The 12,315-nt window shown below is 38.8% G+C and carries 10 protein-coding genes and 1 tRNA gene; 1 reads left to right on the top strand and 10 read right to left on the bottom strand.

The genetic code is table 11. The features are described 5' to 3' along the window. Nucleotides 1–372 precede the first annotated feature (372 nt). Nucleotides 373–1,341, top strand: coding sequence for a hypothetical protein (locus IGI49_RS06180; protein WP_429963813.1), 969 nt, complete (start codon nt 373–375; stop codon nt 1,339–1,341). Nucleotides 1,342–1,586: 245 nt separating this feature from the next. On the opposite strand, the gene IGI49_RS06185 is transcribed toward IGI49_RS06180, so the two are convergent. From IGI49_RS06185 to IGI49_RS06230, 10 genes are all read right to left on the bottom strand, one after another. Next, nucleotides 1,587–1,961, bottom strand: a complete 375-nt coding sequence (locus tag IGI49_RS06185; protein WP_207703000.1) for a YxeA family protein — start codon at nt 1,959–1,961, stop codon at nt 1,587–1,589. A gap of 161 nt (nt 1,962–2,122) precedes the next feature. Then, nucleotides 2,123–2,860, bottom strand: a complete 738-nt coding sequence (locus tag IGI49_RS06190; RefSeq protein WP_429963814.1) for a M23 family metallopeptidase — start codon at nt 2,858–2,860, stop codon at nt 2,123–2,125. A gap of 235 nt (nt 2,861–3,095) precedes the next feature. After that, a tRNA-Leu gene (locus tag IGI49_RS06195) sits at nt 3,096–3,179 on the bottom strand. A gap of 44 nt (nt 3,180–3,223) precedes the next feature. Further along, nucleotides 3,224–3,412 (bottom strand): hypothetical protein, encoded by a 189-nt coding sequence (locus tag IGI49_RS06200; RefSeq protein ID WP_207702999.1) that lies wholly within the window; start codon nt 3,410–3,412, stop codon nt 3,224–3,226. A 42-nt stretch (nt 3,413–3,454) separates the two neighbouring features. Beyond that, nucleotides 3,455–4,084 carry a hypothetical protein gene (locus IGI49_RS06205; RefSeq protein ID WP_207702998.1) on the bottom strand — a complete coding sequence of 210 codons (630 nt, stop codon included), beginning with the start codon at nt 4,082–4,084 and terminating at the stop codon, nt 3,455–3,457. 90 nt (nt 4,085–4,174) lie between these two features. Further along, a complete protein-coding gene (locus IGI49_RS06210; protein WP_429963815.1) occupies nt 4,175–6,016 on the bottom strand; it encodes a glycoside hydrolase family 13 protein in 1,842 nt (613 codons plus the stop codon). After that, nucleotides 5,997–8,435 carry a glycogen/starch/alpha-glucan phosphorylase gene (locus IGI49_RS06215; protein WP_429963816.1) on the bottom strand — a complete coding sequence of 813 codons (2,439 nt, stop codon included), beginning with the start codon at nt 8,433–8,435 and terminating at the stop codon, nt 5,997–5,999. Before IGI49_RS06215 ends, IGI49_RS06210 begins: the two co-directional genes overlap by 20 nt. Before the next feature lie 140 nt (nt 8,436–8,575). After that, nucleotides 8,576–10,006, bottom strand: coding sequence for a glycogen synthase GlgA (gene glgA / locus IGI49_RS06220; RefSeq protein ID WP_429963817.1), 1,431 nt, complete (start codon nt 10,004–10,006; stop codon nt 8,576–8,578). Continuing rightward, nucleotides 10,006–11,157 carry a glucose-1-phosphate adenylyltransferase subunit GlgD gene (gene glgD / locus IGI49_RS06225; RefSeq protein ID WP_207702994.1) on the bottom strand — a complete coding sequence of 384 codons (1,152 nt, stop codon included), beginning with the start codon at nt 11,155–11,157 and terminating at the stop codon, nt 10,006–10,008. Before glgD ends, glgA begins: the two co-directional genes overlap by 1 nt. Next, a complete protein-coding gene (locus IGI49_RS06230) occupies nt 11,147–12,289 on the bottom strand; it encodes a glucose-1-phosphate adenylyltransferase (protein WP_207703031.1) in 1,143 nt (380 codons plus the stop codon). The genes glgD and IGI49_RS06230 overlap by 11 nt, the downstream gene beginning before the upstream one ends. Nucleotides 12,290–12,315 lie beyond the last annotated feature (26 nt).

Genomic DNA, 12,315 nt, shown 5'->3' on the forward strand with positions numbered 1-12,315 from the left:
TTTTACAGTTCTTTATTTAATCGACTCATACAATTTATCGAAATATTTTTCCGAATAATTTAAAAAATTATAGCAATAGAATTACAATGGCTAATCTATACTAAAAATTGGCCCTTTCTGCTTAATAAGATTACTAATTAGCGCTTTTTGTAATTGTCTAAAACTGTTCCAATCCATTTATTTAATACTATGTAAATATATTGGATATTCGTTTTTTTGATTTTACTATTGATTTTATTGAAACGATTATATATGATATTCATGAAAACGAATTCCACTATTCTTTTACAAATCTGAATATGGCAAATAGAATCGAAAAAGTGTGACCAATCGTTTTACAAATGAAAGCGTATAAAAAAGGGAGATGTAGGTATGACAACAACTGAACTTCATAAACGAACAATCTTTGGAACTCGCAACAGGAATAATTTAGAATTAAAATTTGCTGATTTTTATACTCAAACCAAGAATGTTTCTCATCTTATTCAAGCGGCTGTAGCAGTTATGCTGCGTAACGCTTTTTATACGGGAGATTTTTCCTACTTGGCAAAGGACTTAATGCGTAAAGTGTTTTTGAACGGTGAAGTAGATGCTTCTGTACGCCACTTGTGCATTTATTTTGAAGACTATTTCTCGAGTAAGGAGTGGCAAATAGTCATCAATCACTTATACAAGAATGAAGCCGAATATAACCAACTGACCGCGGAAGCTCGATTGCATATTGAACCTCTACGTCCAGCTTTAACCTCTGGTGTACAAATTGGTGAACGAAAACTAAATTTGAAAACTTCTTTTTTGGATGAAAATGGAAAAATGCATAACTGGAATCTTAGTAATGTTGTATCTCCTCTTTCTGCTAAAGAACGAATGGCTATTTTGAATATCTTTGGTGAGTTAACGATCTTTCAAAAGGATGGCTTGCGTCAATTTACTAAAGTCGTTTGGATGGATTTTGCTATCGATGAACGGTACCGCGACTTTGATATTCGTAATGAAGAAGACCCTTTACACGAACCAAAGCAAGTGATTCAAGAACAGCAAAAAAAAGATACAAAAGCAAAACTTTCGACTAAAAACACTGCGTCTAATAGTAAAGCCTCAGAAATTACGAAAGTATCCAAGTCAAATACATTTTCTCCAGCTAAAGAGACGGATAAGAAAAATGAAGCAACCAAATCTAAAAAGAAGCCTGTTAAACCCCCAATGGATCGAATGAGCAGCTGGAAAAATTTTAATCCTTTTGACGGTAAATCAAAAGAAGACAGGAACCTCGAACTAGAAAAAGCCCTTCGAAATAAAACCGGTGGTAAAAAGAAGCGAAAGCGGAATAAACGGAAATAGCTGGGTCCTTCTAAATGAGCAAAAATAACGATTAGCAAGCTTTCATTTTACGAACAAAAAATCCCTCGCAAGCACACTTAACTAAAAATGTACTCAAAAGCGAGAGAGCTTTTAAAATTAGTAACCTACAGCTGAACTTGGATGGATTTTTCTGGCAAATTGAAAGAGTTTCATTACAGAATATACATTGCTTCAATGTCACTGTCATGAAGAGATGCCTGAATTATAGTTATAATTAATAGCTTTTATTTGTCAATTTGCTGCAGGGCTTTCTCTGGAACCTGATCCTTAGGAACCTCTTCATAGTTCTCAATATGGGCACCTTTATTGGTTAGCTTCAAATAATGGTCTACTTTCAACTCGCTCAGCCCATTGAAAGCAACAGGTCTCGTCTTGCCATCTGCATTCGCTGCAGTTTGTTGATATGCAGCCGTTCCATATTCGTTAACACTTTGAGGCTTTTCTGTTTTCACATAAAGCTCGCCCGTACTCACTAGGGGATTAAGCTGATCCATGACACCCGCAATTTCACTTGATGAATTTCGCGTAAAAAAGGTACTGCCATATAAAATAATTCCTCCCATCAGGATTACTGCGACCATTTTTCTTAGGATACTCATTAAACATCTTCCTTTCTTCTATGGAACTAAGCATAACGAAAGAAAGAGTTTAACTGTTCAGTCTCAGGTTGTATTTCCAGCTAACAGTTTTGTCACTTGGAGGATAAGTAAAAAGTCCTAGCCAATTACGGCTAGAACTTGATCACCTATCCGAATTTAAATTACTTATTAGCATAATATTTAAATTCTACAAGGTCGGTTGTTGCTTCTAATGCCAATACTCGATAGGCGTCATTGTAAAAACGCTCTTCTTTCGTATTTCCGTATAAACGAGTCAGTACTCGACATTCGTTCAATAAAGTATTGTTATGAATATACATTCTTTTGTTTCCATTTAGCAAGTAGGCATCATAGACTGTTGAACCTACTTTTTGCTGTTTCCAATAAATAAGCAAATTTTTATCCTCCTCTATACTAATTTGACCGTCATCCTTAAGTCCTTCACGAATAATTTTTAGCGGATCTAACCATGTTCCGTCATTAGAAAATGCACTTGATTGAGCCTGTAACCAGTCTTTCTTTGTAATCCCAAGGTGCAAATGACTGGTATTCCTTGTTCCAATTACTTGACCGAGTGTTATCAAATCGCCTATTTTTACATGTACATTTGCAGTGCTAGTACCGAATTCTTGATAAACCACATAATATCCATCATCACTCTTAGTAGCAATCACTGTTCCGAGTGCTTCGTATCCAGACGGTGCCCAGCCAGCAAAAACTACTTTTCCCGCATGTGCTGCACAGATTTCATTTCCTGGATGGTCAATCGAACCGAAATCAAGTCCATTGTGGAATCCATTGGGTCTAAATTCCCCACCTGGATTTTTGCCAAATAGTTGACCGCCTAAGAAGTTGCCTTCTCCCACTTTAGGAAACGGCCAGCCCCAGTTTATTGCCATACTTTCCCTCCATTCTATTTTTACCATGCGTCCATGGTGAACATATGTCCTTGTAAATAGCATACTATTATCTCTTGAGCCAGAAAGCTCAAACTTATCTTTCTAACTATTTTTTCTAAAAATTTTGATTGGTCATTAAACAACTCAGTTCCTAAATTTCCATAAAAAATGAGCGTACAAAAAAGCCAACCAACATCCTCACAATGTTGATTGGCTCTGACTTTACTTATCTTTATGCGGAAAATGGGATTTGAACCCACACGAGCCTTACGCTCACAAGACCCTCAATCTTGCATGTCTGCCATTCCATCACTTCCGCGAAATCTTTTTTATCATAGCGATAATCGTAAAAAAAGTCAATTTTTAAACGGTTGTCGTATCATAGACATAAACGATATTGCCATTTAAACCCGCAATACCGCGAAAATATTTTTTATCTTCTTGGTTGATCCAAGCTTCACGAAACATAAAAAATTCGTCTTTGGAAACTTCAATCGTTTCGATTTCACCTTTGCGTAACTGTTCAATTTTTTCATCAAATGGATTGTTCAATTTACTCACCTCAAAAGAATAGGAAGATACAAGGTATCCTCCTTATTCATGGAAATATTTACTGTTTTCTAAAATTCGCGTATCGTCTGTCATAATTCCTTGCAGCGATCGATCTAATCGAGACGAGTGTCGATGTTTCGCATCTTTTGTCTGAATAGATGGCTGATGTGAAGCTGTTTCCCCAGTGTCAAATAGCAGATAAGACTGCTTTGAACTGCGCATGCTGGTATAAAGCTCCTGCAATGGAATCGCATCCTCCGGTTCATCAGGAATTAGCGATTCTGGAACGTGTTTGGGTTTGAAAGGCGTGGCATTTCGTGTCTCCTCGCGAAAACTGACCTTCTTGTTACTTTCGGTAACAGGTTTAGAATCCGCAAACAGCGAACGTGGCGCACGCTTTTGTTCACGAGCCCGTGTTTCATACGTTGGCAGATTAATCCGGTGCCGATCCAATTCTTCCCGCGGCTTTTCATCCACTTGTACTCTGCGAGAACGAGTGGTGTGACGATTTGCCCGTTCCAATACTTCTTTCGCATCTAATTTATAATCAGTAATAAAATCGTCGTTACCATCAAACAATACCCGCTGACTGCCTTGATTCAATTTTACACCTTTATCATCGTCATAGGCTGGAAAGCGTGCGCGTCTTCCGCCAAATGGTTGATTTTCCATAAAAACCATCCTCGTTTTCTGATTTCTTATTAGTTTAGCACAAATGACGAAAAAAAGCTTAGCAATTGATAAAAGTCTTTACAGAAACCTTTATTCGACTAAAGATTTAGCAGCGAAATACTCCTGATGAGGAGCCAGTTCGATTCCCTCACTCAACTCCTGCAAAATTGTATACTCGCCACGATACTGACGAGGACTCGCTAAGTCTTCCATTTGAATCTTACGGGAGTGATCAGAAACATTCACTAAATAAACGGTATATTCTTCAGCATTATAGCGGATTATGCCAAAAATATCATTCTCCAACGAATAGACTGGGAAAAATTCACCATATTTCATTGAGCCATACTTTTTCCGGCGCTGAATCCAATTTTTACAGGAAGTATAAATACGTTGGTTAACATTCTGCCAAGGAAAGAACTTGCGATTTTCTGGATCCTTCCCGCCAGTTAAACCAGCTTCATCACCATAATAAACACATGGAATTCCTGGCATCATAAATAATAGTCCCCAGGCATGACTCAATTTATCAATGGAGCCCTCTAGCATCGTCAAGATTCGTTCGGTATCATGAGTGCCAATATTGTTCAATTGATTATAATAGAAGTCTTCCGGATAATTTTCTTGATAACGAATCATTTCCTGGCAAACTTTTTCAAAAGAACGGGTTTGATTCAAAACATCCATAATCTGCTGTCGCAGCGGATAGTTCATGACTCCTTGCAAATGATCGCCAAAAACATATCTTCTTCTTTGATCATAAGCGATTTTATTGGAGGCATCCTCCCAAACTTCGCCAATTAATATTTTATCTTGATACCCCAATAAATTTTTGCGAATTCCACCAATAAATTCATCCGTTAATTCATCAGCAACATCTAACCGCCAGCCATCAACACCTATTGTGGTCCACTTAGCTAGGACACTTTCGACATCACCATAAATAAATTCCTGAAAGCTTTTATTATTTTTATCAACTTCTGGAAGGTCAGCAACACCCCACCATGCTTCGTAATCATTAGGGTACTGCTTAAATTTGAACCATGGATAATAAGGACTGTCCGGATTACGAGTAGCACCTTCCTTTTCGCCATAAAGTCCAGCTTGGTTAAAGTAACGACTGTTCCTACCGACATGCGAAAATACGCCATCTAAAATTACTGAAATTCCAGCCTGATGTAAAGCCTGCAGCATTTCTACAAAATCTTTTTCTGTTCCCAGCACTGGATCAATCGCAAAATAATCATTGGTATCATAGCGATGATTGCTGCTGGCTTCAAAAATAGGATTCAGATACAAAGCTGTAATGCCTAATTCCTGAAAATACGAAATCTTTTGAGTAATTCCCTTTAAATTTCCGCCGAAGAAATCCCAGCGAACCACTTCCTGATCTTTATTGCGGATATACATGGGTTCGTCATCTTCAGTTGCATAGATAAACGAATTTTTTTTAGGTGAACTGATTTCGCCATTGGGATTTCCATTCGCAAATCGATCAGGAAAGATTTGATAAAAAACCGCTTCACGATACCAGCTGGGCGCAATTTCTGCCTTCTCAAAGCAAGTCATCTGATAAGAACCTACCTCGGATTCTTGATGTTCAATTTTCCCTTCGCCCCCTTGTCCATCAAAACCGTAGAACAAGGTGCGTTTACTGCCATCCGGACAAAAATGAACAATTTTGAAATAGTAAAAATACAAGCCGCTGCCTTGATCAACCTTGTATTGATAATGGTAGCGATCCTCTTCGGCCTTATTCATCGGAAAACTGATTTTACCAATACTGCTGCCTTCTTTGCGAACAACAAAGAAGACACTGGTCTCCAGTTCGGAAGGAACCGAGATCCAAAAATCGACTCGCTTGCCTTCCTTTACTGCACCAAAAGGAAATTTGTAACGTTCCATCCATGAATTATAATAAATATGTGCCATGTTGTTTCGCTCCTCTTTCGCTGTCATGAGCAAAAACTGGTTCTATTTGCCAAATATCTTCGGCATAACGTTTCACCGTTTCATCGGAAGAGAATCGTCCGGCATTGGCAATATTTCTCAGACTGATTTGCTTCCAACGTCGTCGATCCTGATAAGCCTCATTAATTGATTCCTGCGCATCGCAATAGGCATCAAAATCGCGTAGGACAAAGAATTCGTCATTATATTTTATCAAGGAATCGATAATTTCTTGTCCTTCCACCGTGATATTAGGAATCGTTCCATCCACAAAAGCATTTAGGACTTTATGAATCACCGGATCGTTATGATAAAGCTCAGAAGAATTATAGTTGTGCTCTTGATAGTAACGATATACTTCTGTTTCAGTCAACCCGAAAATTGAGATATTTTCATCTCCAACAGCATCACGAATTTCAATGTTGGCGCCATCTAAAGTCGCGACCGTCACAGCGCCATTTAGCATTAACTTCATATTTGAAGTTCCAGACGCCTCTTTTGAAGCCAGTGAAATTTGTTCACTCACATCCGCAGCTGGAATAATTCGTTCAGCTAAGGTCACATTGTAGTTCTCCAAAAAGACGATTTTCAATTTGCCATTGATCGTTTGATCGTTGTTAATTAAGTTTGCTGTCTCATTAATGACCTTAATCACTGATTTAGCATAATGATAGCTTGGCGCGGCTTTAGCACCAAAAATAAAGACTCTTGGATGAATCGGCAAATTGGGATTTTCCTTCAAATCAAAATACAGCTTCACAATGTGTAATAGGTTTAGCAATTGCCGTTTGTAGGCATGCAGTCGTTTGATTTGTACATCAAAAATGGCATCTGGAGACACTTCGATCCCTTTTACTTGCTTAATATATTCTGCTAAATTTATTTTATTTTCATGTTTGGCTTCATCTAAAGCATCCAATACCTTGTCATCATCCACATAATTCATTAAAAGGCGCAAATCTTTAGGATCACTGTTCCATGAGGTACCGATCGTATTGTTTAACACCTTTGTCATACTGCGATTGGCTAACTGTGACCATCGTCTTTGAGCTATCCCATTAGTTTTGTTGTTAAAACGAGCTGGATACAGTACATAGAAGTCATGCAATACAACTCCCTTCAGCAGATCAGAATGCAATTTGGCTACTCCGTTAGTTGAATGAGAGCCAATAATTGCTAAATGTGCCATATGGATCTGACCATGCTGAATAATCCGGGTACGTTCGATCAAATCAAACGGCTGAACCCCTGTCATTTCAGCGACAAATCGACGATCAATTTCCTCAATGATTTGGTAAATCCGTGGACAAACCTCTTTCATCATCGGAATTGACCATTTTTCCAGCGCTTCAGCCATGATGGTATGATTGGTGTAGCTCATCACCTTAACCGTTAAGTTCCATGCCTTTTCCCAAGGTAATCCTTCTTCATCTACCAATAAACGCATGAATTCTGCGACACACATTGCTGGATGAGTATCATTAATATGAATCGCAATGTATTGATTGATTTGATCGAAAGAAAAGCCTAGTCGTTTATAGTAGCGCAAAATACTCTGTACTCCAGCAGAAACAAAGAAGTATTCCTGCGACAAACGCAGCTTACGGCCAGCATCATTCGAATCGTCTGGATATAAAACTGAGGTTAAATCCTTAATCATTCGCCGATCCTCAATGCTTCGGTAGCGATCTTCTTCCTCGGCAGGAATTTCTACACTCCACAAGCGCATAGTATTGACGATATTATTCTGATAGCCCACCATTCCAGTATCGTAAGGTACCGCCCGAACACTATACCCATCTTCATAAACTGGTCTTAACTGACCTTTAGTATTTTCCCGCAAATAAACGTTACCGCCAAAATGAACGTCTACAGCTTTGCTTTCTTTTCTGATTTCCCAGATATTCCCTTTTTGCAGCCATTCGTCTGGCAGCTCCACCTGATAGCCGTCCACGAAACGTTGCTTAAACAAGCCGTATTCGTAGCGAATTCCATTTCCATTTCCAGGTAACCCGCAAGAAGCAATTGAGTCCATGAAACAAGAAGCCAATCGTCCTAAACCGCCATTTCCCAAGGCCATATCAGGCTCAATTTCTGCTAAGTCATTCAAGGAAATTCCCATCTCTTGCAAAGCTTCTTCAATCATTTCCAACCAGCCCATGTTTAATAAATTACTTTTAAGCATTTTCCCTGGTAGAAATTCAATCGAAAAATAGTAAGTTTGTTTCTGTTGCTGATCGCGGTAATCTTGCCAAGTCTGTCGCCAATCCTGTGAATAATTAGCGGTCATAATCGATCCTAACGTTTGGTATAGTTCGTTAGCTGAAGCATCTTTCACTTCCATAGCAAACTTTTCTGCCAATCTTTTTTTAAACTGCTTTTTGAATTCGTTTTTTTCCACTTGATTTTCTCCTTTATGACTAAGAAACACTTGGTAAATCAACTGATGTGCCACTAATTCTTCCTGTTTTGACACACTCAATATTTATTTAATTTAAAAAATCAGAACCTACGACTAATCCAGCCGGAGATTCTGACCGTTTAACTGATTTGTTGATACAACTCTAGATAGCGTTGGCTGGAAACATCCCAACTGAAATCCTTTGCCATTGCGTTGTTCATCAATTTCTTCCATACCTTTGGCTCCTGTTGATAAAGCTCAATTGCTTGCTTCAAGGTATTCATTAAGAAATAAGATTGATAATCAACAAAACCAAAGCCCGTTCCTTCGTTGGTTATTGGATTATATGGCTGTACAGTATCCTTTAACCCGCCGATTTCATGAATCACCGGTAAAGTTCCATACCGCATCGAAATCATTTGCGAAAGTCCGCAGGGCTCGAAAGCGGATGGCATCAGGAACATGTCAGCACCAGCATAAACCTTCTGAGCTAATTGTACATCAAAGGCGATTTGAATACTGGCTTTTTCTGGGTATTTTTCCCCGAAGTAACGGAAGCCCCGCTCATAATCTGGATCTCCCGTTCCTATTAAAACTAATTGCACATCAAATTGCATCAAATTTTCCATTTCCTGCAGCAGCAGATGGAAGCCCTTTTGATAAGTCAAACGACTAACAATGCCCATCATAGGAACATCTTTACGAACCGGAAGTCCCAGCAATTCTTGAAGTTGAGTTTTGTTTTCGAATTTCTTATCCAACTGTTTACTGTCATAATGAGTAAAGATCGCTGGATCAGTTGTTGGATCAAACATTTCGTAATCAATCCCATTAACAATCCCGCTTAATTTTCCACTTTCCATACGTAAGATTACATCTAAGCCTGAACCAAATCCAGGTGTTTTGATCTCCTCGGCGTAAGAAGGGCTCACCGTAGTTACGCGATCCGCATACAGAATACCGGCCTTCATAAAATTAACACAATTATTGTAACGAATCGTTCCGTCAGCATATCGCTCCATACCCATACCAAATAAATCGGCCATGATCGAGCTGTCATACTGTCCCTGAAATTCAATATTATGAATTGTTAACACTGTACGAATCTGTTGATAGGCTTGAATCCAACGATATTTTTCCTTTAAGAGGAAAGGAATCATCGCTGTGTGGTAGTCATTCACATGAATCACATCTGGAATATAATCAATCTTCTCCATCATTTCAATTACAGCCATTTGAAAGAAAGCAAAACGCTCCCCATCATCATAATCACCATACAAGTTCGGTCGATTAAAATAATACATATTATCGATAAAGTAGTAATCAATTCCTTGGTGCTTTAAGTACTTAACGCCGCAATATTGCTTGCGCCAACCTACCTCTACCTCAAAATTGAACAAGTCCTCTGTCTTCGACTTGTATTGTTCCCCCATCTTGGAAAAATAGGGTAAAACCACTCGAATCTCTGCACCCTTTTCCTTTAATGCTTTCGGCAAAGCACCTGCTACATCGCCCAATCCCCCTGTTTTGAAAAAAGGAGCGCATTCTGCTGCAGCAAATAAAATTTTCATTACGCTGTTCCTCCATAGATATCACTTGTGACATGAGTATTCTTTTTAATCACAAGCGGCTTCTCAGGTGTTCCAACAATTTTCACGCCAGGGTCAACTTTAACATGCTTATCTAGTATGGCATAAGAGACTTCCGCACCTTGGTTGATAACAGCACTTGCCATAACAATAGAATCCCGTACTTCCGCACCTTCTTCAACGATTGAACTGCGAGAGAATAGAGAGTTTCTTACTTTCCCTTTAACAATACAGCCGGTAGCAAATTGACTATTGTGGACATCCGAAGTTGGTGCATAATAGGTTGCCACTTCATTTTTCAGTTTTGTATAGATTTTTTGATTCGAATACAACAAAGAAGTAAATTTCTTAGAGTCCAGCATAGCCATATTCGCATCATAATAGGCTTTTACATCAAAAATATTACTCAGAAAACCAGTATATTCATAAGCTGAAGTTTTATGATTATCCATACATAAAGTCAAGAAATCTTGAATGGCAACGGGGGTGCCTTTTTTCTGTCCATCTGCTAATGCATTGATTAACCAATCGGTACGAACAATAAAAATGTTCATGCTCAGATTTTTGGATTCTGATTCTGCAGCATCATCAAAATAAGCATGATGCCCATCAACTACTCCATGTTCATCAATATCTAAAATGATGTCTTGATAAGCAATTTGGTTCGTTGGCATCTTTTTATACACGACAGTTATTTCACTATCGTGCTGCTGATGAATCTTTAAAACAGCCCGAAGATCAATGTTGCACAGCATTTTATTGCCGATAAACACTGTATACTTGCTTTTTGATTTTTTCAAATAATCAATTGCAGCTTCATAATAAGGACGGCCTTCTGCCCGCTTTTGTAAAAAGTCTTGATAGAAATGGATGAAATAACGACTGTCCACACTATCTAAATGCCATTCACGACCGCCGCCAATATGATCAAAAACTGATTGCGTTAATCCTTGGTTAAATACCATGTATACTGATTTCACGTTAGCATTCACCACGTTAGATAAAGTAAAGTCCAGTATACGATATTTACAATCAAACGGTAACGTTGCCAATGGACGTTTCTCTGTTAAAGGCATTAATTCTTGGCATTCATGTACATTCCCTAAAATGGCACACATTTTATTAGCTCTCATCAATCGACACTCCAATCACTTCTGAATAACCGACAACAGCGATTTCCTCTTCGCCATTTACAACAGCGTTATCACCTATGATCGCATGTTCACCGACAATAGCTCTGTTAATTTTTGCATTCCTGCCAATGGTTGCACCTGGCATAATCACACTGTCTCTCACCTCAGCACCCTCTTTTATCTGAACATCGCTAGATAAAATACTGTGATTCACCTCACCAGCAACGTAACAACCATCAACCACTAATGAGTCCTTGACATCGGCTGTATCCGTAAAGAAATGCGGTGGTGAAATAGTATTTTTAGCTGAAATACGCCAAGTTTTATCCCGGATGTTTAAGCTGTGATCCGGATCAATAAATTCCATGCTGGTTTCCCATAGAGAATCAATCGTTCCAACATCCTTCCAGTAGCCTTCAAAGCGATACGCAAAGACGTTATCTCCACCTTCCAGATAAGCTGGAATTACATGCTTACCAAAGTCAAGCATGTGATCATCTTTTTGGTAACTGTTTAACAGCATGCTGCGCAAACGACTCCAGTTGAAGATGTAAATCCCCATTGAGGCCAGATCACTCTTAGGCTCTTCTGGTTTTTCCTCAAATTCAATGATTCGATCGTTTTCATCGGTGTTCATAATACCGAAACGAGAGGCCTCTTCAATCGGCACACCAATAACCGCCACTGTAAGAGCAGCGTTGTTTTCTTTGTGGTTCTCAAGCATCGCTTCATAATCCATCTTATATATATGGTCGCCTGACAATATCAACACATATTGTGGATCCATTTGGTCGATATAATCCATATTTTGATAGATGGCATGAGCAGTCCCTTCAAACCACTTGCTGCCATCATTACTTGAATAAGGCTGCAATATGGTAACGCCAGCATTTAAACTGTCAAAGCCCCAGCTGGACCCGTTCCCGATATGACTATTTAAGGCAAGTGGTTGATATTGTGTGACAACTCCCACATTATTTATGCCAGAATTAATACAATTGCTTAAAGTAAAATCAATGATTCGATATCTTCCGCCGAAAGGGACTGCCGGTTTGGCAATATTTTGTGTTAACTTACCCAAACGTGACCCTTTTCCCCCAGCTAAAATCATAGCTAAAATTTCTGTTTTCATTTTTGGATGATGAAGGAAATCCTTCA

The organism is Enterococcus sp. AZ071 (genome assembly GCF_050499065.1).
Taxonomy (GTDB): domain Bacteria; phylum Bacillota; class Bacilli; order Lactobacillales; family Enterococcaceae; genus Enterococcus_A; species Enterococcus_A ferrettii.

Excerpts from the sequence above, each read along its gene's own strand:
- IGI49_RS06210 (WP_429963815.1), bottom strand. The coding sequence starts at position 6,016 with ATGGCACATATTTATTATAATTCATGGATGGAACGTTACAAATTTCCT.
- IGI49_RS06205 (WP_207702998.1), bottom strand. The coding sequence starts at position 4,084 with ATGGAAAATCAACCATTTGGCGGAAGACGCGCACGCTTTCCAGCCTAT.
- glgA (WP_429963817.1), bottom strand. The coding sequence starts at position 10,006 with ATGAAAATTTTATTTGCTGCAGCAGAATGCGCTCCTTTTTTCAAAACA.
- IGI49_RS06180 (WP_429963813.1), top strand. The coding sequence starts at position 373 with ATGACAACAACTGAACTTCATAAACGAACAATCTTTGGAACTCGCAAC.
- glgD (WP_207702994.1), bottom strand. The coding sequence starts at position 11,157 with ATGAGAGCTAATAAAATGTGTGCCATTTTAGGGAATGTACATGAATGC.
- IGI49_RS06185 (WP_207703000.1), bottom strand. The coding sequence starts at position 1,961 with ATGAGTATCCTAAGAAAAATGGTCGCAGTAATCCTGATGGGAGGAATT.
- IGI49_RS06230 (WP_207703031.1), bottom strand. The coding sequence starts at position 12,289 with ATGAAAACAGAAATTTTAGCTATGATTTTAGCTGGGGGAAAAGGGTCA.
- IGI49_RS06190 (WP_429963814.1), bottom strand. The coding sequence starts at position 2,860 with ATGGCAATAAACTGGGGCTGGCCGTTTCCTAAAGTGGGAGAAGGCAAC.